Here is a 24459-nt window from a genome sequence, read left to right on the forward strand (position 1 = left end):
AATCGGAACACCACCGGCACGACGAGTCGGACCGTTCGCGCGGAGGGGTTCAGAACACCCGGTTCGACCGGAACCGTAATCGTGCGAGCGGGCGAACAGAATCCGTGTCTGACCGAATTGCAGCTTTCGGCAACGGATCGACCGGACCAAGGGCCGCTGAACTGTTCGGCCGCTCGCACTCTTGCGTTACGGGTTCTCATTCCGCCATAGCCTCGATGAGGCTGCGGGGGCGCATGTCGGTCCAGTTTCGTTCGATGTAATCCAGGCAGGCGTCCCGCTCTCCGCTGTGTACGGTCGTCCAGCCGGCGGGAACCTCGATGAAGTCCGGCCAGAGTGAATGCTGCCCCTCGTCGTTGACCAGCACCAGAAAGCTTCCGTTCTCGTTGTCGAAGGGGTTGGTGCTCATTGGTCTTCCTTTCCTGCCGACGGTTGCGTGTTCATTTGTTCGGCCAGTACGCGGCCGATACGAGCCAGCGGTTCCGAATGAGTCATGTCGTTGTGCCTGACCTCGACGGGGTACTCGGTGACCTCGCCTGCCACGTAGGGGTGCCAGGCCACCTTGCCCGGGCCGGGACGTTCGTCAGCGGTCGCCACGAACAGGAGCGCGTCACCGGTGTAGTGGCTCGGCGTGTGCCCGCGTGCCAGCCTGGTGTTGTTCAGAAAGACCCGGTGCAACGCGCGGAGCCGATCCTCGGTGAGATCACCGAAGACACCGCCCTGTTCCCGCACCAGCCGTGCCGTTGACTCGGCGTCCAGATCCCGCTCACTCAGACCGGCCCGGTCGTATCCCGCGAGGTCGAGCATCGCGAGATAGAGTTCGGCCTCCTCGACATATCCCTCCTCCGATTCCTCGGCCGTCTTCGGGAAGCTGTCCAACATGGCCAGTAACTCGACTTCCTCGCCCTCGTTCCGCAACAAAACCGCCATCTCCTGAGCTATCAGTCCGCCGAAGGACCAGCCGAGGAGTCGGTATGGGCCGTGAGGTCGCACGGTGCGGACACGTTCGACGTAGTCATGCGCCACCTCGGTGACCGTGTCGGGAAGCGATTCCTCCCCGTCGAGGCCACGGGACTGCAGTCCGTAAATCGGCACGTCCGGTTCGAGGTGCTTCATCAGCCCCGCGTACGACCAGGCGAAACCACTGGCCGGATGCACGCAGAACAACGGGGACCGCTCGCCGCTCGCTCGCAACGGCAGCAGCACGTCGAAACCGTCGGAGTCGTCGTCCTCGCCCAATCGAGAGGCCAGCGCGGCGACGGTGGGTGCCTCGAAGAGCGTACGCATCGCGGTACGTACCCCGAACGCCGAGCGCACCCTGGATATCAGCCTGGTGGCCAGCAACGAGTGGCCGCCCAGTTCGAAGAAACCGTCGTGCACGCCGACCGTGGTCGTGTCCAGGACTTCGGCGAACAGTTCGCGGAGGACGCGTTCGGTCTGGTTGCGAGGTCCCTGTGCCGCCGCGGTTCCCTCGACCTCGGGGGGCGGCAGTGCCTCGCGGTCGAGTTTGCGGTTCGGTGTCGTCGGCAGCTCGTCGAGCTCGACGAAAGCGGTGGGAACCATGTAGGTGGGCAGCACCTCGGACAACGTCCGTCGCAAGCTGGAAGGGTCGAGTTCGGCGCCGTCGCGTGTGACGACGTAGGCGACCAGACGTTGATCACCGGGACGGTCCTCGCGGACGACCGCGGCAGCCGAGGCGATTTCGGGCCGAGCGGTCAGCAACGCCTCGATCTCGCCAGGTTCCACGCGGAAACCGCGCAGTTTTACCTGATCATCGACACGCCGCACGAACGCCAGCTGCCCGTCGGAGCGCCACCGCACGATGTCGCCGCTGCGGTACATGCGTTCGCCGGGGGGTCCGAACGGATTCGCCACGAACCTGCTCGCCGTCACACCGGGACGGTGAAGATACCCGCGCGCGAGACCCGTACCCGCGATGTAGAGTTCGCCGGCCACACCGATCTCGACCGGCAGCAGGTTCTCGTCGAGAACGTAGACCCGGGTGTTGTCCAACGGTTCGCCGATCGGCAGCGGCCCGGAGGGAATCCGCTGTTCCGGTTCCACCCGGTACTCGGTGCAGTTGACCGTCGTTTCAGTGGGACCGTACATGTTGAACACCGTCACGCCGGGGTTGCGCTCCCGCCACTCGTCGACACGTTCGCCGAGCAGCAGCTCACCACCGAGCAGCAGCTCCCCGTTCGGGGAGAACTCCTCGGGAAGCGTGTTCAGCACCGGCAGATGGCTCGGGGTTCCCTTCAGGAAGGTGGGCGGATGGTCGCGAAGCATCTCCACTGTCCGCGGATCGGAATCGTCGAGTCCGATCACGTGCACGGTTCCACCCACGGTGAGCGGCACGAACATGGCCGTCACGCTCAGATCGAACGACACCGGCGAATGCAACGGAACGGCACCGCGAACCCCTTGATAGTCGTTGCCTCCGAAAACCAGGTAGTCGGACAGCGAACGGTGCTCGACCACGACCCCTTTGGGACGGCCGGTGGACCCCGATGTGTAGATGACGTAGGCGGGGTTCGAGAACGCCGGTGCGGTCGGTTCGGCCTCGGGCAACTCGGCGGTTTCCTCGAACAGGACCGTACGCTCAGCAGCCGTCTCGACGCCGGATCGACGCAGCTCCGCGAGCACATCACCGTCGGTGAGCAACAGCTCGGGGGCGGCGTCGGCGAGCATGAACCCGATGCGGTCGGCCGGGTAGTCCGGATCCACGGGCAGGTAGGCACCGCCCGCTTCGAGTACCGCCAGCAACGCCACCACCATCTCGACCGAACGCGGTAGTGCCACGGCGACGAACCGTTCCGGTCCGACGCCGAAGGCGGCCAACCGCCGTGCGAGACGACTCACGCGTTCCGCCAGTTCCGCGTAGGACAGTTCGCCTCGTACGGTACGGACGGCGGGAGCGTCCGGGGTTGTGTGCGCCTGTGCGGCCAACATCTCGGGCAGTGTTCGGTCGGCGCCCGCTGTGGAAGTGTCGTTCCACTCCCCGAGCACCAGCTCACGCCGCTCGCCACGCAACAGTTCCACCGAACCGATGCGCCGATCGGGATCGGCGAGGAAGGACTCCAGCATGTGAAGCAGCCCGTCCACCATGCGTAGCACCGTGCTCCGGTCGTAGAGGTCGGTGCTGTACTGCAGGTCACCGATGATTCCCGCGGCCTCGCCGTCCGAGTCGCGCCGCTCGGCCAGGTTCAACGACAGGTCGAACTTGGCCGCACCGGGATCGAGCGGAAGCGTTTCCACATCGAGTCCGTCCATCTCCGCGTCCACGGTCTCGTGATTGCGGAAGGAGAGCATGACCTGGAACAACGGGTGTCGGGAAAGCGCTCGGGGTGGGTTGAGTTCCTCCACCAACCGCTCGAACGGCAAATCCTGATGCGCATACGCCGCCAAATCCGACCGACGCACCCGAGCCAACAACTCCCGAAAACTCGGATCCCCACCCGTATCCGTCCGCAACACCAACGTATTCACGAAAAACCCGACCAACCCATCCAACGCCTCATCGGTCCGCCCCGCCACCGGCGAACCAACCGGCACATCCGCCCCAGCACCCAACCGCGTCAACAACCCCGCCAACGCCGCCTGAAACACCATGAACAAACTCGCCCGCTCCCCAGCGGCCAACCCCAGCAACCCCCCATGCACCCCAGCCGAAATCTCGAACGGCACCCGGGCGCCGCGATGGCTCGGTACAGCGGGGCGGGCGCGGTCGGTGGGCAGGTCGAGTTCCTCGGGGATTCCGCTGAGGGCGTGTTCCCAGAACCGAAGCTGGCGGGACAGGGGACTGTCGGGATCCTGCTCGTCACCGAGGGCCTCGCGCTGCCAAAGGGTGAAGTCGGCGTACTGCACCTCCAGCGGCTCCAGCAGCGGCTCCTCTCCCGAGCAACGCGCTCTGTAGGCCGTGGACAGGTCCCGTGCCAGTGGAGCCGCGGAACCGCCGTCGCTGGCGATGTGGTGCATCAGCAGCAGCAGCACGTGCTCCCGTTCGCCGGTGCGGAACAGCCGGCTTCGGAGCGGTGTCTCGGTGGTCAGGTCGAACTCGGTCCGCACGAGCTCGTCCAGCCGTTCGGTCAGCTCGGCGTTGTCGAGCGTTTCGAGCGGTGTCTCTGGCCGGGCATCGGGCAGCACCACCTGGTGCGGCTCCTCACCGTGCTGCGGAAAGACGGTGCGCAAGCTCTCGTGCCTGTCCACGACGTCGCCGATCGCGGCTCGCAGCGCGGCCACGTCGAGTTCGCCGGTCAGTCGTAGCGCCAGGGGCACGTTGTAGGCCCCCGCCGTTTCCGAGAAACGGTTCAGAAACCACAGTCTGCGCTGTGCGAACGACAGCGGGACACGTTCCGGGCGTTCGAACTTCCGGGGAGCGCTCCGAGCGTGCGAGGGGGTACCGAGGCGCTCGGCCACTCCCGTCACGGTCGGGGTTTCGAACAAGGCACGCATCGGTACTTCTTCGCCGCTGACCGAACGGATCCGGTTCACCAGCCGCGTGGCCAACAGGGAGTGACCACCCAGCGCGAAGAAGTCGTCGTCGACATCGACCCGTTCCACTCCGAGCACTTCGGCGAACAGCAGGCACAGCACCTCCTCCCGCGGTGTCGCGGGCTCGCGTCCCGGAGAGGAGGTGGGGAACTCCGGTTCGGGCAACCGGTTGCGATCGACCTTGCCGTTGGGGCTCAGCGGCAGTGTCTCCAGCGGCACCAGCACGGTGGGGGTCATCGCCTCGGTCAGGTTCCCCGCCAGTGCGGCGCGTACGGCCGTCGTGTCGGAGGTACCGGTTACGTACCCCGCGAGCCTGGCCTGACCGGCGGAGTCCCGATGAACCGTGACCACCGCGTCACGCACTTCCTCGGCGGCCCGCAGCGCCGCCTCGACCTCACCGAGTTCGATCCGCTGCCCGCGGATCTTGACCTGCTGATCGTCACGGCCGAGGAACTCCAGCTGTCCGTCCGCCCGGTACCGCACCTGATCCCCGGTGCGGTACAGCCGGGTACCGGCTTGCCCGGAGAACGGGTCGGGCACGAATGCCAGCGCGGTTTTCACCGGATCCCCGAGATAGCCGTGGCCGACTCCCACCCCGCCGACGCAGAGTTCTCCCGGTACGCCGTCGGGAACCGGACGCAACGCTTCGTCGAGGACATAGAGGCTGGTGTTGCGCACCACGCGACCGATGGGGATCCGTACCTCGTCGGTATGGGACTCGGGTGTGATCACGGCGTGCGTGACGTCGTCCGAGCACTCGGTCGGTCCGTACGCGTTGACCAGGGGGACAGCGGGTTCGTACTCGAACCATCGCCCGCACAGGTCCGGCGGCAGGGCCTCGCCGGTGACCATCAACCACCGGAGGGCGCTCTGGGGCGAACCACCGGCTTCGCGACCTTCGGAACCCGGTGCGCTCACCACGGTGTCCCAGGTGTCGAGCGCGGCACGCAGCAAGGAGGGAACCACCTCGAGTACCGTGATCCGCTCCTCGCCGACCACTCGGAACAATCGTTCCGGGTCGCGGGCGGTCTCGTCCCCGACGACACGGGTACGACCACCCACGAGTAGTGGTGCGAGCATCTGCCACACCGAGATGTCGAAGGTCAGCGGCGCGTTCTGCACCAGAGTGTCCGACGCTGTCATGGCCAGGTCCTCCACCTTCGCGAACAGATGGTTGACCATGCCGCGACGGTGCACCAGTGCTCCCTTGGGTGCCCCGGTCGAACCAGAGGTGTACAGCACGTAGGCGAGGTCGTCGGGGCCGCCCCTCGGTTCGAGCAGCTCGTCGGGACCGTCCTGGCGATCGTCGAGCGGCAGGACCTCGGCTGAGGAGATCTCGGCCATCCGGGCGGCGAGTTCGTGGTGGTGCTCATCGGTGAGCACCACGCTCGCACCGCTCCGCGCGAGGATCCGTTCGTTGCGGGCACGCGGCGCGTTCGGATCCAGCGGCAGGAAGGCGGCTCCCGATCCGAGCACCCCGAGGACGGCCACCGGAACGCTCAACCGCCGCTCGGCGCAGAGAGCGACCAGGCTGCCGCGTGCCGCTCCCGCTTCCAGCAGGCGCCGGGAGAGCGCACTCGCCCGACGAACCAGGGTTCGGTAGTCCAGCTCGGAGTCGTCGTCGGCGAGGGCGACCGCAGCGGGGGAACGCACCGCGTGCTCCCGCACCCTGGAGACCAGATCGAAAGTCTCCGTCGCGCGTTCGCTGCGGTTGCGCTCGACCAACAGGCGGTGTCGCTCGTCCGGCCCCAGCAGATCGACTTCCCCGATCGGCCGGTCCGGATCGGCCACGACGGCTTCGAGGAACCGTCGGAAACGCTCGACGATCGATCGTGCGGTGCTCGGGTCGAACAGCTCCGCGCTGTAGTCCAGCCGAGCGCTCACTCCCGCGGGAGCGTCGTCGTGTCGCTCGGTGAGGTCCAGTGAGAGGTCGAACTGCGAGGCGTAGGCACCGACGGGCTCGGAAACGCTGCGCAGCCCGGGGAGGTCGAGCTCGGGCTCGGCGTTGTTCTGCAGCACCAGCATCACCTGGAACAGTGGGTTGCGTCCCAGCGCTCGGGGTGGGTTGAGTTCCTCCACCAACCGCTCGAACGGCAAATCCTGATGCGCATACGCCGCCAAATCCGACCGACGCACCCGAGCCAACAACTCCCGAAAACTCGGATCCCCACCCGTATCCGTCCGCAACACCAACGTATTCACGAAAAACCCGACCAACCCATCCAACGCCTCATCGGTCCGCCCCGCCACCGGCGAACCAACCGGCACATCCGCCCCAGCACCCAACCGCGTCAACAACCCCGCCAACGCCGCCTGAAACACCATGAACAAACTCGCCCGCTCCCCAGCGGCCAACCCCAGCAACCCCCCATGCACCCCAGCCGAAATCTCGAACAGCTCGGTGCCGCCACGGTAGGTGGGAGCGAGCGGGCGTGGGCGATCCGTGGGGAGCGGTAGTTCCTCGGGAAGATCGGCCAGCTCGGACTTCCAGAACGCGATTTGGCGAGCGATCGTGCTGTTCGGGTCGTCCTCACTGCCCAGCACCTCACGCTGCCACAGGCTGTAGTCGGCGTACTGCACCTCCAGCGGTTCACGCTCGGCTCGTTCGCCCGTCAGCCTCGCGACGTACGCCCGGGAGAGGTCGTCGGCCAGCGGCGCCATCGACCAGCCGTCACCCGCGATGTGGTGCAGCACGATCAGCAGTACCCGCTCCCGCTGCCCGATTTCGAACAGCGTCACCCGCATCGGTGGATCGGCCGGCAGGTCGAACCCGATCCCGACGCGGTCCAGCATCGCCTGCGGCAGCTCCTGCTCGGTCACGGAGAGACGTTCGATGTCCGGGGCCGCGTCCGAAGCGCGCAACACGCGCTGGTGCGGTTCGCCGTCCACATCGGGATAAACCGTTCGCAGCACCTCGTGCCGCTCAACCACGTCCCGGAAGGCACCACGCAGCGCTTCGACGTCGAGCGAGCCGCTGAGCCGGATCCCGACCGGGATCTTGTAGGGCGAGCCGGCACCTTCCAACGCGTTCAGGAACCACAACCTGCGCTGCCCGTAGGAGGCCGGCACGAGCTCGCCACGGGGCATCGCTCGCAACGGGGTGCGGGCGGCGGCGGCTCCGCTCATGGCCTGAGCGATACCGGCCACGGTGGGGGTTTCGAAGAGGTTTCGCACGGCCAGCTCCACGCCGAAGGTGGCGCGTACGCGGCTGATGAGGCGAGTGGCGAGCAGGGAGTGCCCGCCGAGCGCGAAGAAGTTGTCGTCGATGCCCACCGAGGTCGCGCCGAGGACGTCGGCGAACAGACCGCACAGTACCTCCTCCTCCGGAGTACGCGGACGCCTGCCGCCACCCGCCGTACGGGTGGGAGCGGACAGCTCGGCGCGGTCCAGCTTGCCGTTGGCGGTGATCGGCAACGACTCCAGTTCCACGAATACCGAAGGAACCATGTACTCGGGCAGTGCGGTTTCGGCCACGGAGCGCAACATCTCGGTGTCGATTCCCTCCCCGGTGGGGACCACGTAGGCGACCAGGCGTTTGTCCCCTGGTTCGTCCTCACGGGCGAGCACTGACACCTGCGCCACCTCGGGTCGTTCGGCGAGCGCGGTCTCGATCTCACCGAGCTCGATCCGGAAGCCGCGCACCTTGACCTGCTCATCGACGCGCCCGACGAACTCCAGCGCTCCCTCGGAGTTCCACCGCACGATGTCGCCGGTTCGGTACATCCGAGTGCCCGGCGACCCGAACGGGTCGGCGACGAACCAACTCGCGGTCAGCCGCGGGTTGTCCAGGTAACCGCGTGCCACCCCATCACCCGCGACGAAGAGCTCACCGGGTACGCCCGGCGGCACCGGAAGCAGGTTGGTGTCCAGGACGGAAACGCGCATGTTGTCCAGCGGGGAACCGATCGGGACGTTGTTCGGCACGCTCGTCGAGGAATCCATCAGGTACCGGGTGGCGAACGTAGTGGTCTCGGTGGGCCCGTAACCGTCTCCGACGACCAGGGAGGGGTTGACCTCCAGTACCCTGCGCACCATCGCGGCGGGCACCACATCACCACCCGTCCAGACCTCGCGGACACCCGCGAAACACTCCGGACACTCCTCGGCCAACAGCCGGAACAGTCCGGCCGTCAACCACAGGGCGGTGATCCCGCTATCGGTGATCGTGGCGGCCAGCTCGGCGATGTCCAGCTCACCCGCGGGTGCCACGACCAGTTCGCGTCCCGACAGCAGCGGAACCCACAGTTCGTAGGTGGAGGCGTCGAAAGCGTGCGGCGAGTGCAGCAGAACCCGCTGTTGTCGCTCGGTTTCCCAGCTTCCGTCGTGGGCCAGGCTCACGACGTCCCGGTGGCGAACCGCGACCCCCTTCGGCTCGCCGGTGGACCCCGACGTGAACATCACGTAGGCCAGCTGGTCCGGGTGAGCGGGTACTCGGGGATCGGTCTCGGATTCTCCGGAGAGATCCGTACGCCCGAGGACGACGATCTCCGCCTCGTGGGTCAGCGGCAGTTCGCACAACACCGGGTCGGTCAACAGGATCGCCGCACTCGTGCGTGAGAGGATCCGTTCCAGCCGTTCGGCCGGACTGCGGGCGTCGAGGGGAACGTAGGCACCGCCGGCCTTGAGCACGGCCAGTGTCGAGACGACCAGCTCAACGGAACGCTGCTGCAGGATCGCCACCGGCTGCTCCCCGCTTACTCCGAGACGAAGCAGCCGGTTCGCCAAGATGTTCGCTCGCCGATCGAGCTCGCGGTAGGTGATCCGCTCCTCTCCCACGAGCAGCGCGGTGGCTTCGGGAAAGCGTCGCACCTGCTCGGTGAACCGATCATGCACCGTGGTCGTGCCGACCACCGTCGGTGTTCCCGCTGAGTAACGCGCGAGCAGCTCGCTGTCCTGCTCGGTCAGCGCGTCCACCGCCGCGAGCGGGACCTCGGGGTCGTCGAGCAACAGCTCGACGAGTCCGTACAAACGCTGTGCGATCGCGTTGACGAACGACTCGTCGAGCACGTCCGGTCGGTAGTTGAGTCGCAGTTCCAGTGCGTTTCCCGGCAAGGCCACCAGGGTCAGCGGATAGTGCGTCGCATCGCGACCGTGTACTCCGGTTACCTCGAGTCCGGTCCCCGGCAGCCGCAACGTGTCCGGATCCAACGGGTAGTTCTCGAAAACGGTGAGCGTGTCGAACAGCTCGCCGGTACCGGTGAACCGCTGAATCTCGGTGAGTCCGGTGTAGTGGTGTGCCATCAGCTCGGCCTGCTCGGATTGCAACCGCTGCAACAGTTGGCGCAGCGACTCCTCGGGAGCGAGTCGCACGCGCACCGGGATGGTGTTGATGAACAGGCCGATCATGGACTCCGCGTCGGGAAGTTCGGGGGGACGTGCCGACACGGTGGCCCCGAAGACGACGTCCTGACGCCCGGTCATCCTCCCGAGCAACAGTGCCCACAGCGCCTGGACCACGGTATTGCCGGTCAGCCCCGAGGAACCGGCAAACTCGTTGACGCGGGCGGTGGTGGTCTCCGGCAGTCGCAGGGTGATCCGCTCCGGTAGAGCCGATTCCTCCGTGGTCGCCCGGGAGCCCGCCAGCAGGGTTGGTTCATCCACACCGGACAGTGCCGATCGCCAGATCCGCTCCGACTCACCCCGGGGACGGTTGGCCAGCCATTCGAGGTACTCACGATAGGGAGCGGGTTCGGAAAGGGCGGACGCGTCGCCCCCAGCCGCGTAGATGTCGAACAGTTCGCGGAGCAGCAGCGGAGCCGACCAGCCGTCCAGCAGGATGTGGTGGTGCGTGAGCACGAGACGACTGATTTCGGCATCCAGCCGGAAAACCGTCAACCGAAGCAGCGGCGGATCGCTCACGTCGAACCCACGTGCACGATCCTCGTCCATCAGCCGGGTGACCTCGGTCCGGTCGCTGTCGCGGAGGTCGATCTCCTCGCAGGCGACTTCGACGCTCTCCGGGACGAACTGCACCGGTGCACGCAGTTCCTCGTGGCGGAACCCACCTCGGAGGTTGGGATGCCGGACCAGCAGCACGCGCGCGGACTCACGCAGCGAATCCGCATCGAGCGGCCCGCTCAGATCCAGGGCGAGCTGCACCGTGTAGGCGTCCGAGCCACTGTCACCGTAGGCAGCGTGGAAGTGCAGTCCCTCCGCGAGCGGGGACAGCGGAAGCACGTCGACGAGCGGGGGAACCGCCCGCTGGAGGTCGTCGAGCTCGGACTGGTCGAGTTCGACGAGCGGGAAGTCCGAGGGCGTGTGACCTGTCGTGCCCGAGTGGTTCGTGCTGTCGACGATCGCCGACAGTGCCTCCCGCCACAGCGCGGCGAGTTCGTCGATTCGCTCGGTACCGAACAGTTCATGTGGCCAGGAAAGCTCGGCGACAAGAGTCGATCCGTCCGCACCGTCGTAGGCGGTGGTGGTGACCTCCAGAGCGTGCGGAACCGCCGCCCTCCCGTCCATCCGTCCACCGATCGCGCCGCTTTCGGCGGCCGGTTCGAACGCCGCGCCGTTACCTCCCGCACCGAACCGGCCGAGGTAGTTGAATCCGACCTGGGGCGCGGGACGGCCAGCCAACGCGACGGCGGCCTGCGGATTCAGGTAACGCAGCAGGCCGTAGCCGATCCCCTCGGGAAGTGCCCTGAGCTGCTCCTTGACCTGTTTCACCGCTCGCGCGGCGGCCGTTCCGCCGGAAAACGCCTCGCCCAGATCGACCTCGGAGATGTCGAGCCTTGCCGGATACATGGTGGTGAACCAACCGACCGTCCGTGACAGGTCCGTATCGGACACCTCGTCGGATCGGCCGTGCCCCTCCAGATCCAGCAACAGGGACGCACCCTCGCGCCCCCGGCTCGCCAGCCAGCGGGCCATCGCCATCGCGAACCCGGTGAGCAGCACCTCGTCCACCCCCGCGTGGAACGCGGCGGGAACGGTGGTCAGCAGTGGTTCGGCCAGCTCGCCGGGAAGTCGCAGCGTGGTCCCGCGCAGCGAGGCAACGGTGTCTCGCTCCGAATCGAGCGCGCGCTGTCCGAGCTGCCCCCCACCCGACGAGAGGACATCCGTCCAGGTTTCCAATTCGGCGAGCACGGCCGGATCGTGCGCGCGGGCCGTGAGTTTCTCGGCCCACCGCCGGAGTGAGGTGGGGACCGGTTCCAGCGAGGGGTCCCGACCCGCCGCGGCGGCCTGCCAGGCTGCCCGCAGGTCCGGCACCAGTATGCGCCACGACACGCCGTCCACCACCAGGTGATGGACCACGACGAGCAACCGCCCGGACGAGCGCGAGCCCGTGTCGATCCAGACCACCCGGATCATCTCCCCCGCTTCGGGGTCCAGCTCCGAGGCGGCGATCCTTTCCTGCTCGGCGACGTGGGTGGCCGTGTCCCTTCCATCGGTCGCGTCCACCCGCCGCACGATGTCGCGGGCGTGTACCGAGCCGGGTTCGGGAACGTGCAGCCCCCACAATCCCCCTGTTGTGCTCAGCCGCGCGCGCAGCGCATCGTGCCGGTCGATTACCGCCCGAACCGCGGTAAGCAGGTCCGCTTCGGCCAGTTCCCCGGGGGCGTTGAGCAGCACGGACTGGCAGAACTCACCGATAGGACCGCCGCGTTCACGCAGCCAGTGCATGATCGGGGTGAGCGGCACCGTCCCCACACCGGAGTCGTGTTCTTCCCCACCGCCGGAAGAGCCCGTCAGGACGGCTGCACCGGCCGAGGCCGCCAACTCGGCCACGGTCCGGTGCGTGAATACGTCTTTGGGAGTGAGGTGTATCCCGGACTTCCGCGCCCTGCTCACCAACTGGATCGAGGTGATGCTGTCGCCGCCCAGTTCGAAGAAGCTGTCGTGCACCCCGACCCCGGAGAGGTTGAGGACCTCGGTGAACAGCTCGGCCAGCGATTGCTCGGTGTCGGTACGCGGGGCGGTTCCCTTCGTGGTCGGTTCGAACACCGGGGCCGGCAGGGCGTTGCGATCCAGTTTGCTGCCGTTGGCGGTCATCGGAAGCGTGTCCATCGGCACGAACACCGCGGGCACCATGTGTTCGGGCAACCGCGCCCCCACGTGGGAGCGCAGCTTGTCGTTCTCCGGCTCCGTACCCTCGGTTCCGACGACATAACCGACGAGTCGCTTCACACCGGAACTGTCCTCGCAAGCCACGACCGCGCAGCGGGAGACGTCGGGATGGGCCGACACCACGGTTTCGATCTCACCCGGTTCTATCCGGAACCCCCGGATCTTGACCTGGTCATCGGCGCGTCCCAGAAACTCGAGCTGACCATCGGCACGCCAGCGTACGAGGTCACCGGTTCGATAGAGCCGGGAACCGGCGGGGCCGAACGGGTCCGCGACGAACCGGGTGGCGGTCAGGCCACGGCGTTCCGAATAGCCCCGTGCCAACCCGGTCGTGGCGACGTAGAGCTCGCCTTCCACACCGGGTGGCACCGATCGCAGGGCCTCATCGAGTACATGGGACCGGGTGTTGGGCAGTGGACGGCCGATGGGAGGTGTCTCCCCCGGCGAAAGCCGGTCGCTGATGGTGGCGGCGACCGTGATCTCCGTGGGGCCGTACGCGTTGCGCATCTCGCGCCCCCGCGCCCACCGTTCGACCAGCTCCGCGGAACACGCGTCACCACCCACGATCAGGCAGCGGAAGTCGGGCAGCTCCACCTCCGGCAGGGTCGCCAGTACGGCCGGCGGAATCAGGGCGTGTGTGACGTGCGTTTCCGCGAGGAGTCGGGCAAGCGGCTCCCCCGCCACCGCCTCACGGGGCGGCACGACCAGGGTCGCCCCCGCGTACCAGGCCATGCACATCTCCAACACCGAGGCGTCGAAACTCGGCGCGGAGAAGCGAAGGACTCTCGAATCGTGCCGCACGTCGAAACGTTCCACTTCGGTCTCGGCGAAGTCGTGCAGCCCCGCGTGGGTGACCACCACTCCCTTGGGCAGGCCCGTCGAACCCGAGGTGTAGATGAGATAAGCAGGATTGTCCGTGCGCAGCGGAGCGACTCGATCCCGGTCGCCGACCTCCCCTGTGGAGTACGAGTCCAGCCTCTCCAGCGTGCTCGGGTCGTCGAGGACCACCACGTCAGCCACCCGGGTGGAAAGCTCCGAGTCCTTGGTGGTCAGCACCACTTCGGGGCGGGCGTCGTCGAGCAGGAACGAGATCCGCTCATCGGGATGGTTCGGGTCGATCGGCACCCATGCCGCACCCGCCTTGACCACCGCCAGGCTCGCCCTCACCGACTCGATCGAGGTCGGCAGGAACAACGCGACACGGCTCTCCGGCCCGACACCGTGGTCGATCAACAGCCGGGCGAGTCGGTTCGATCCCGCGTCCAACTCCCCGTATGACACCGCCGCGGATTCGTCGACCACCGCCGGGGTGTCGGATCCGTTGTGAGCACCTCGCTGGAACAGTTCGGGCAGCGTGCGGGGACCTGTCGAGCGTTCGGTGGCATTGCGCGTGCTCAGCAGGTTCCGTTCCGTCTCATCGAGGAGGTCCAGTGAGCCGAGGGGCCGCCGCGGCGCGTCGAGCATCCGCTCCAGCAGGAGACGCAGTCTGTTCAACACGGAACTCGCCTGTTCCCGATCGAACAGCTCGGCTCGATGATCCAACCGGAGTGTGAGGCTCTCCCCGGGCAGCACTACCAGGGTGAGCGGATAGTGCGCGGCGTCCTCACCTCGGACACCGGTCAGCTCCAACCCCGTGCCCGGCAGCGCCAGCGCTTTCGAGTCCAGCGGGTAGTTCTCGAAGACGACGAGGGTGTCGAACAGCTCCCCGAGCCCGACGGCGCGCTGGATCTCCCGCAACGGGGTGTACTGCTGCTCCAGCAGCTCCGTCTGCTCTCGCTGGACCCGGCGTACCAGTGCGGAAGTGGACTCGGCCGGGTCCAGCAGGACGCGTACCGGAACGGTGTTGATGAACAACCCGATCATGGAATCCGAACCGGCCAGCTCGGGCGGCCTGCCGGAGACCGTCGAGCCGAACAGCACGTCCCACTCACCGGTCAGGGTTCCCAGCAGTGTCCCCCAGGCCGCCTGCACCAGCGTGTTGGGAGTGATTCCCTCCGTCCGGGCGAAAGCGCGTACCCGCTCGAGCAGTTCGTCGGGGAGTTCGAGCGTCACGCTCTCGGGCCGTGTCGGAGAACGGTCCGGTTCCGGGGCGGCCAACAGGCTCGGCTGGTCCACTCCCTCCAACGCTCGTTGCCAGACGGCCGTCGCCTCGGCGCTGTCGCGCTGATCGAGCCAGCGCACGTAGTCCCGGTAGGAAGCGCTCTCGGGCAGCGGGTCGGTGGCGGACTCCCCCGCGTAGAACGTGAACAGTTCACGCACCAGCAGTGGGAGCGACCAACCGTCCAGCAGGATGTGGTGCGCGGTGATCACGAACCGGTAACGGTCTTCATCGAACCGCAGCAGCGAGCACCGCAGCAGCGGAGCCACGTTGAGTCGAAACCGGCCGGTCTCCTCTACCTCGATACGAGTGGCCGTCTCCTCCCGCTCCGGAGTCGGCAGGTCCGTCAGGTCGATCTCGCGCCACGGCAGCTCGACCTCGGAGGAGATGACCTGTACCGTCTCGCCGCTCTTACGCTGTCTGAAGGCCGCCCGAAGATTGGGGTGCCGGGAAAGCACCCGGTACATCGAGTCGCGGAGACGTTCGCCGTCCAGCGCTCCGGCCAGATCGAGCACGAGCTGGACCGTGTAGACATCATCCGCGTCTTCGTCGTAGACGGCGTGGAAGTGGAACCCCTCCTGCAGCCCGGACAGCGGCAGAACATCCTCGACTCGGGCACGCTTCACCACAGTTCGCCCTCCGCTTCCAGTTCGTCCTCGAACAAGTCGATCTCGTCCTGGTCGAGCCCGACGAGAGTCAGGTCCGACGGTGTGTGTCCGCCCGCGTTCGTCCCGCCCGCGTGCTCGATCAACGCGTACAGCGTCCGTTCCCACAGTGCGAACAGTTCGGATTCCGCCGAGTCGCTCAGCAGCTCCTTCGGTCGGAGAGCGGTGAGCGTCAGCTCGGGTCCGACCGGCCCCTCAGCCACGGCCGCCGTAATGTCCAGCGCGTGGGTGACCGGCATGTCGGCATCGGCTCCGCCGTGCGGTCCCGGTGACTCCGGCACGGGGCCGAAGTCCTTCCCGGAATCGTTGGCGGGAAGCCTGCCGAGGTAGTTGAAGCAGACGTCCGGCGATTCGGACGGCAGGTCGACGGGCTCGGTGTCCGAACAACCGAGCAAGCCGAAACCGACCCCCGTTCCAGGGACCGAACGCAGTTGTTCCTTGATCCGCTTCAGAGCCCTGCCGGTGGCGGGCCCCGCGACGAGCACTTCCTCGATGTCCGGCTCGGACACTTCGAGCCGGACGGGATGGATGCTGGTGAACCACCCGACGGTGCGTGAAACATCCATGCCGCTCACGAGCTCTTCACGTCCGTGCCCCTCCAGATCGACGAGGACAGCCCCGGAGGACCGCCCGTGGCGCTTGCGCCAGACCTCGACCGCGACGACGAACCCGGTGAGCAGCACCTCGTCCATTCCCGCGTGGAACGCGGGGGCCACGGTGGTCAGCAGCTCACGGGTGGCTTCGACGGAGAGTCGCGAATCGTGCCGCCGCAGCGTGCCCACCGTGTCGGAGGGGCCCGGTTTCCGGTCCGCCACGTGTGCCTCATCGCCTCGGTACAGCGTCCGCTGCCAGAACGGGGCCTGTTCCCGCACCGCCGGCGAGTCCGCCAGCTCGGCCAGTCGGGAGGACCAACTCCGGAAGGACGTCGGCACCGGCTCCAGCTCGGGCTCCGCGCCATCCGCGACCGCTCGATGGGCGAGCTCCAGGTCGGGAAGCAGGACACGCCAGGACACCCCGTCGACGACGAGGTGATGAATCAACAGGAGCAGTCGCCCCGGTTCATCGATCCCGAAGTCGAACCAGACCGCGCGAACCATCGCCGCTCGACGCGGATCGAGCTCCTGCTGCGCGCCGAGGTGCTCGGCGCGGATCAGTTCGCTCGCATCGACCACTCCGGAGGCGTCGACGCGTCGAACCACGGCTTCGACGTCGATTTCGCCGGGCGGTGGTACTCGCAGCACAGGCCGCGGACCGTCGTCTACGAGCGCGGCGCGGAGCACGTCGTGGTACTCCAGGACCGCTCGCAGCGAGCGCACCAGTGTCGTTCTGTCCAACCCGGCCGGAGTTCGGACGAGCATCGACTGGTGGTAACCGGAGATCGGCCCACGCAGCGCGATGAGCCGCCGCGCGATCGGCGGAAGCACCACGTCCCCGACGCCCGCTCCGTCGGACTCGACGGGAGCTCGTGAGGTACTCGTGCACACTCCCGCCAACAGGGCCGGTGTGCCGCGCTCGAAAACGTCCTTCGGTCTGAAGTGCAGCTCGCGTCCGCGTGCTCGGGAAACGAGTTGGATCGACATGATGCTGTCACCGCCGAGCGCGAAGAACCCGTCGTCGACACCGACCTCGTCGAGGCCGAGCACGCTCGCGAACAGTTCGCACAGCCGCGCCTCCACCACCGTCCGGGGCGGGGCGGGCGAACTCTCCCGGACACCGACCTCGGGCTGGGGAAGTGCGGCACGGTCGAGTTTGCCGTTCGCGGTGACGGGAAGCTTCCCTATCGACACCAGGAACGACGGCACCATGTACTCGGGGAGCGTGCCCGCGAGATACGTCCGCAGCTCGGAAGTGTCCGCCCCCTCCCCCACCACGTATCCGACGAGCTGCCGGTTTCCGCCGGTGTCCTCTCGATCCACCACCACCGCCGCCGACACGGCAGGATGCCGGGTGAGCACCGACTCGATCTCGCCGAGCTCGACGCGGAAACCACGGATCTTGACCTGCTCGTCGACTCTGCCGAGGAATTCGAGCGCACCGTCCTCGCGTCGCGTGGCCAGATCACCCGTCCGGTAGAGCCGAGTGCCGGAGGTGTCGAACGGATTCGCGACGAATCGCTCCGCGGTGAGCCCGGGACGATTCAGATACCCGTGCGCCAGTTGTTCGCCCGCCAAGTACAGCTCACCCGGAGTCCCCGGTGGAACCGGACGCAACGCGGCGTCGAGCACGTGGATCCGGGTGTTCCACACCGGATACCCGATCGGAACGGTCGTCCCGGCCTGTTCGGCACAGTCCCACGCGGTCACGTCCACGGAGGCCTCGGTCGGTCCGTAGAGGTTGTGCAGCTCGGCGTCGAACGTCGCGCGGAATCGTTGACGCGCCGATTCCGGAAGTGCCTCACCGCTGCAGATCACCCGGCGCAGACTCGAACAGGCGGTCGGATCGGCCTCCAGCAGGAACGCTCGCAGCATGGACGGGACGAAGTGCAGGGTGGTGATTCCCTCGCGGGCGATGAGCCCGGAAAGGTATTCGGTGTCCCTGTGTCCCTCCGGCTCGGCCAGTACCACCGAGGCTCCCGAGATCAGCGGGAGGAAGAACTCCCAGACCGACACGTCGAAACCGGACGGGGTCTTCTGCAGCACGCGATCGGTGGCGTCGATCCCGTAGTGGTCGCGCATCCACAGCAGTCGGTTGACGATGCCGCGGTGCGGCACGACGACGCCCTTGGGTCGTCCGGTGGAACCGGAGGTGTAGATCAGGTAAGCCGGATCGTGCTCGGAGAGTACCGTGCCGCGCTCCTCGGCCGAGATGTCGTCGGCGGGCTGCCGTGAAACGGCGGCACGGAACCACTCGGTGTCCACCCGTAGCCGGGGGAGCTCGACTTCGATCTCGCCAACGGTGCCGGAGGTGCAGAGCAACAGGGTGGGGGCGCAGTCCGAGAGGACGTACTCGATCCGTTCGGCCGGGTAGTCCGGGTCCAGCGGCACGTAGGCCGCACCGGTCTTGTGCACCGCGTACAGTGCCGTTATCAGTTCGAGGGAGCGTGGCAAGGCGACCGCCACTCGCGTACCGCGCCCCGCCCCACTGGCGAGCAGCAGCCGGGCCAGTCGGTTCACATCGGCGTTGAACCGCTCGTAGCTAAGGCTTTGATCACCGAAGACGACGGCTCGCGCCGCCGGATCGAGACGCACCCGCCGTTCGAACAATTCGGGAAGGGTGGTCGTGGGAACTTCCCGCTCCGTTCGGTTGAGCTCTGTCCGCAGCCGGTGTCCCTCCTCCGGTTCGAGCGGATCGATCCGTCCGACCAGCGTGTCCGGGGCCTGCGTGAACACGTTGAGGACACGCCGAAGCCCGTCCAGCATCCGTCGCGCGGTAGCGGCTCCCACCGCGCCCGGCCGGTGGTCCAACCGCAGCCTCAGCCGCTCTCCCGGGGTGATGTTCAACGTCAACGGGTAGTGGGTGGAGTCGGTGCCGTGCACGTCGGTTACTTCGATGGCCGCACTCTCAGGAGAGAAAGTGCCGTCGCTGAGCGGATAGTTCTCGAAGACCACGAGGGTGTCGAACAACTCGTCGAATCCGGCGGCACGCTGCACATCGGCGGGCCCGAGGTGTTGGTGCTCCATGAGCTCGCTGTGATCGCGCTGCAGTTCGTGCAGCACTTCGTGCAGCGGGCGTTCCGGAGCCATCAGCGCCCGTACCGGGACGGTGTTGATGAACAGCCCCACCATCCACTCGACGTCCGGCAGTTCCGCGGGGCGTCCGGCGACCGTGGCGCCGAAGACGACGTCGTCCCTACCCGTGACGAACGCCAGCAACACCGCCCAGGCACCGCGCAGCACCGTGTTCAGTGTCAGCCCGTTCCTACGTGCGGTGGTGGTTAGCTGGAGGGTCACCGCTTCCGGAAGCTCGAACGTGTTCGCCTCCGGCAACCGGTCTTGCGGAGTACCCTCGCTGACCAGAGTCGGAGTCGCCCCGGCCAGGTAGTCCGCCCAGGCCGATTCCGCCGCTTCGCGGTCCCTGCCGGCCAACCAACGCTGGTAACCGCGATGGTCCGGGGCGGTGGGCAGCACCGAGTCGTCGCCGTCGGCGGCATAGAGCCGAAACAGCTCCGAGGCGAGCACGGGCAACGACCATCCGTCGAGCAGGATGTGGTGGCAGGTGAGCACGAGCGTGTAGCGCTGTCGCGCGGTTCGCACCAGGGCGAACCGCAACAGCGGTGGAGTGGACAGGTCGAAGCGGCGCACTCGGTGTTCCCGGCGCAGCGAGCGCAGTTCCGCCGCCGCGTCGGGGAGGTCAGCGAAGTCGTACTCTTCCCAGGGAACATCGACCTCGGCGAGCACGTAGTGCAGGGGTCGACGAAGGTCCTCGTACCAGAACGCGCCGCGCAGGACCGGATGACGACGCGACAGATGTCGCGCGCAACTTCGAAGCAGTTCGGACTCGACCGGACCGCTCATGTCGAAGCACACCTGCACGGTGTAGACATCCACGTTGCCGTCGTCGTAGAGCGCGTGGAACAGCAGCCCCTCGGCGAGCGGAGCGGGACGGAACAGGTCCCACACGTCACCGACCCCCGCCTCGACCGCGGCGACCTCCTCACCGTCGAGCTCGACCAGGTCGAAATCACTGGGTGTGAGCGCCCCACCGGGACGATCGGAACGCGTGCCGCACCACAGACGCAGCTCCTCGAGTTCGCGCAGCCAAGCGGTCACGATCCCGTCGATGCCGGTTTCGTCGAAGGCGGTGTCGAGATAGGTGAGCCGAGCCGTAAGACGCGGCTCGTCCGCGCTTCCCTCCGCCAACACATCGATTTCCAGGGCGTGCGCCGGAGGGAGATCCTCATCGGAGGAGACCGTCGCTCCCGCGCGTCGTAGCGTCCACCCCGTTCCGGAGTGGACGAGCCTGCCGAGGTAGTTGAAGCCGAGCCAGGGGCGTTCCGCCGCGGCCAGTTCAGGGGCCGTGTCGGTGTTGAGGTAACGCAGCAGGCCGAAACCGAGGCCGTGCTCGGGAACGGCGCGAACACGTTCTTTGACGCACCGGAGCGAGCCGAGCACCCCGTCGCCCTCGTCTCCGGTGAGATCCAGTCGAACCGGGTGGATACTGGTGAACCAACCGAGCGTGCGGTAAGGAGCCTCTCCCGGAGCGATCTCCTCGCGACCGTGGCGTTCCACGTCGACCAACAACGGCCGTCCGGCGGTGTCGATCCCGACGTCCCGCATCGCACGGGCTATGCCTGTCAGCAGCAGTTCGTCCACACCCGCGTGCGTCGCCGCGGGCATCTCGTTGAGCAGCGCCTCGGACAGGGCGTCCGGTAACGCCACCATGCGAGCGTGTACCTCACCGGATCCCTGCCCGGAGGGAACAGGAGGTTCCGCCACCGGCGCGGACAGCACTTCCTTCCAGTGGTCGAGTTCGGCGACCACTTCGGGCTGTCTCGCCAGTTCCGACAGACGGAGTGCCCAGTGCCGGTAGGACATCCCGCCGTGCTCGTAACGCAGTCGCCTACCTTCGGCCAGGGCCGACCAGCCCTCCTCCAGATCGTCGAACAGGATGCGCCAGGACACACCGTCGACCACGAGGTGGTGCGCCACGAGCAGGAGCTGCTTCCCCCTCCCGTCGTCGCCACACCCCTCGAACAGGACCGCTTGCACCATCCCGGCCGCGCGCGGCCGCAGCCTCCCGCGCGCGGACTCGGCCTCGGACTCGACCAGCTCAGCCATCTCGGAGTGCGGAATCCCGGAAGCATCCACCACCCGGACCTGGTCATCGACGTGCACCGACCCGGGCTCTTCCACGAAGAGCCCCCAGGTCGAATCCTCCTCCACCGTCAGCCGCATGCGCAGTACGTGATGTTGATCCACCAATCGACCGAGCAGGATGACCAGGTTCTCGCGATCCAGGGCGGAGGGCGCCTCCAGCAGCACGGACTGATTGAAACCGTCCACGGCGTCGCCGCGCTCGCGCAGCCAGTGCACGATGGGCGGCGGGGGGACGGCACCGGTGGCCGCCTCCGAGTATTCGACCGGCGTGCTCTCGTGCCGGGCAGCTGTGGCCAACCGCTCCACGGTCTTGTGGTCGAACACGTCGCGCGGCGTGATGGACAACCCGACCGATCGAGCCCGGCTGACGAGCTGGATGGCGACGATGCTGTCGCCACCGAGATCGAAGAAGTTCTGCTCCGGTGAGACCGAGCGCAGATCGAGCACCTCACTCACCAACCGGCACAACACTTCCTCGCCACTGGTGCGGGGGAGCCGGTCGGAGACCACGGCCGAGTAGTCGGGCGCGGGCAGTGCGGCACGATCGAGCTTTCCGCTGGGGTTCAGCGGGAACGAGTCGAGCACCACCACGGCGGCCGGAACCATGTAGTCGGGCAGCCGCGCGGCCAGCCGGTTACGCAGCCGATCCGGTTCCGGATCGCTCTCGGCCGCGCGGACCACGTAGGCGATGAGTTGTTTGCCGCCCGAGGTGTCCGTCCGAACCACCGCGGCGGCCCGTGCCACGTCCTCGTACGTGAGCAGTGCGTTCTCGATCTCCCCGAGTTCCACCCGGAAACCGCGTACCTTGACCTGATCGTCCGCACGGCCCAGATATTCGAGCTCGCCCAGGGCGTTCCAACGGACGATGTCACCAGTGCGGTACATGCGGTCTCCCGGCTCGCCCAATGGGTCGGCGACGAACCGGTGAGCGGTGAGTTCCGGGCGACGCAGGTAGCCCCTGGCCAACCCTGTACCTGCCAGGTACAGCTCACCGGAGAAGCCGACGGGGACCGGACGCAACGCCGCGTCCAGCACGTATGTGCGGGTATTGCTCAACGGATGGCCGATGTTGGGCGCCTCGGATCCGTTCCCGCCCCCGAACCAGGCGCTCGCATACACCGTGGCTTCGGTGGGACCGTAGATATTGGCTATCAGGGCCCCCGGTATCGCGGCGCGGATCGACTCCAGGTGGTGCGCCGACAACGGCTCGCCTGCCAACACGACCATGTCGGCACGCACGTCCACGTCCCCGTGGGCGAGCAGCGCCGAGAGCGCGGAGGGTACGGCGCTGACCAGCGTTCCGTGAAAGCTCCGGTTCGGTCGTTCGGCCAGGGCGAGCACATCACGGACCACTTCGATACGGCCGCCGCAGGTGAGCGGCCCGAACATTTCGAAGACCGAGACGTCGAAGTTCAGCGATGTGGCGGCCAGGGTCCGGGCCAACGTGTCGGGACCGATCGATTCCCTCGCCCAGCGTGCCAGGTCGGCGGCACTGCGGTGCGACACGACGACCCCCTTGGGGCGTCCCGTCGAACCGGAGGTGTAGATGGTGTAGGCGGGATTGTCCGACCGCAGTGGACGGACCCGGTCGGCGTCGGACAGCGTCGCTTCGGGCAACCGTGCCAGTTCCTCCGCCAGGTTGCGCGAATCGAGTACCGGCACCTCGGTATCGGGCAGTTCGCGGGGCGCGGCGGTGATCACCAGCGCGGGTTCGGACTCGGTGAGCATGACCGCGATCCGGTCCGCCGGATACTCGGGGTCGATCGGAACGTAGCCCGCACCGGAGCCCAGGATCCCCAACAGGGCGACCATCATCTCGGCCGAGCGAGGGACCGCCAGTGCCACGAGATCCTCGCTGCCGACTCCCCGTTCGGCCAGTAGCCGTGCGAATCGGTTCGCCCGGCCGAGCAGTCGGGCATAGCTCAGCTCCACCTCGTCTGCCACCACCGCGATGGCCGAAGGTGTACGCGCGGCCTGCTCGGCGACGGCGTCGTAGAGCGTCGTCTCCGCCACGGGGCGAACTCTTCCGGCGAACTCGGTCAGCACCTGGTGGCGTTCCCAGCGTCCGGCCATGTCGATCTCGGCCAACAACCGGTCCGGATCACGATCGGTGATGTCGCCGATCAGTTCGACGAACCGCTCGCGCATGAGCTCGAACTCGTCGGGCTGGTAAAGCTCGGGGTTGACGTCGAAGACGAGGTCGGCCCCGCCGTCCCCGCCTCTCCGGTCGATCACCAGCGACAAGTCCTCCACCGGCCCGCCGGCCAGGTTCCGGGCGCTGCCGCGAATCCCCGCGAAGTCCAGCTCGTAGTCGGTGAGCACGATGTTCACGTGCGGGCCGACCAACCGCTGGTCCTCGGCGAGCAGGTTCAGGTCGTGGCGCAGGTCCTCATAGCGGTAGCGCTGGTGCCGTGTGGCCTCGTGCAGCGCCTCGGACACCTCGCTCACCCACTCGCGCAGGGTGATCTCCTGCCGCACGTCCAGGCGCAGCGGCACAATGTTCGACGTCATTCCCGGAACCGAGTTCCGCGCCCCACCACGTCGGGCCGCCACCGGAAGCCCCAGCACGACCTGCTCCCCGCCGGAAGCCCGGTTCAGGTACAGCCCGAACGCCGCGACCAGCACCGTGGGCCAGCCCATTCCGAACCGGCGGGCCAGTGCGTGCACGGCCTCGATCCGAGCTGCGCTGAGTCTCACCACACCGCGCGAGAGGCGGGTGGGCATTCGGGGCGGCCGGTCGGCGAGTGTGGCCGGAGCCGGCGTGTCGGACAGGAGTTCGTTCCAGTAGGCGCGGTCCCGTCGGTACTGCTCGGAGTCGTGGTACCGCGCCTCGGCGTCGACGAGCGTGCGCAACTCGTCGAAGCCGCTCTCGGGCACCGGCGTCCCCGCAACCAGGGCGGAGTACACACCGGCCACCCGGAGCTCGATCAGCGCCATACCGACCCCGTCGAGCAGCACGTGGTGGTAGCGCTGAAACCAGCGGGTCTCCCCGGCGGAGAGCCTCAGCAGGGTGAACGAGAACGGAGCGGGATCCCGCGGATCGATCGGTTCCTCGAGCGCGGCGCGCGTCCACTCCGCGGCGGCCGCCTCGGGGTCGGGCTCTCCGGAGAGGTCGACGTGCTCGAACGGCGGTTCGACCCACGAGGCGATCTCCAGGGAGGTTTCCCCGGCGCGCTCGTCCACGACGACACGCGAACGCAACACCTCGGCGTCGGCCACGGTGCGTCGCAACGCCTCGTGGAAAAGCGTGACGTCGATCGATCCGGGAATCCGCACGCACTCGGCGACATTGTAGATCGGATTCGACGGATCGAGCCGCTGCGCGAAGAGGATTCCGCGCTGTGCCGCTGTCAACGGCACTGCTCGTCGGATTTCGGGCATGTTC

Annotated in this window: 3 protein-coding genes; all 3 read right to left on the minus strand. The window is 67.4% G+C overall.

Translation table 11 applies throughout. From position 1 onward, the window contains the following. Nucleotides 1-196: 196 nt before the first annotated feature. The 3 genes from BM150_RS01140 to BM150_RS01150 are packed head-to-tail and all read right to left on the minus strand — an operon-like array spanning nucleotide 197 to nucleotide 24455. Nucleotides 197-406 carry an MbtH family protein gene (locus BM150_RS01140; RefSeq protein WP_092922401.1) on the minus strand — a complete coding sequence of 70 codons (210 nt, stop codon included), beginning with the start codon at nucleotides 404-406 and terminating at the stop codon, nucleotides 197-199. Next, the gene (locus BM150_RS01145) at nucleotides 403-15279 is read right to left on the minus strand and encodes a non-ribosomal peptide synthetase (RefSeq protein ID WP_175496618.1); all 14877 of its coding nucleotides are present in this window, start codon (nucleotides 15277-15279) and stop codon (nucleotides 403-405) included. Before BM150_RS01145 ends, BM150_RS01140 begins: the two co-directional genes overlap by 4 nt. Further along, complete coding sequence (locus tag BM150_RS01150) at nucleotides 15276-24455, minus strand: non-ribosomal peptide synthetase (RefSeq protein WP_092922407.1); 9180 nt, start codon at nucleotides 24453-24455, stop codon at nucleotides 15276-15278. The genes BM150_RS01145 and BM150_RS01150 overlap by 4 nt, the downstream gene beginning before the upstream one ends. Between the last annotated feature and the right edge of the window lie 4 nt (nucleotides 24456-24459).

The sequence above is a fragment of the Actinopolyspora alba genome (assembly GCF_900112765.1).
Lineage (GTDB): Bacteria > Actinomycetota > Actinomycetes > Mycobacteriales > Pseudonocardiaceae > Actinopolyspora > Actinopolyspora alba.

What these genes read in the sequence shown, in the direction of transcription:
- BM150_RS01150 (WP_092922407.1), bottom strand. Translation starts at nt 24,455, where the DNA reads ATGCCCGAAATCCGACGAGCAGTGCCGTTGACAGCGGCACAGCGCGGA.
- BM150_RS01140 (WP_092922401.1), bottom strand. Translation starts at nt 406, where the DNA reads ATGAGCACCAACCCCTTCGACAACGAGAACGGAAGCTTTCTGGTGCTG.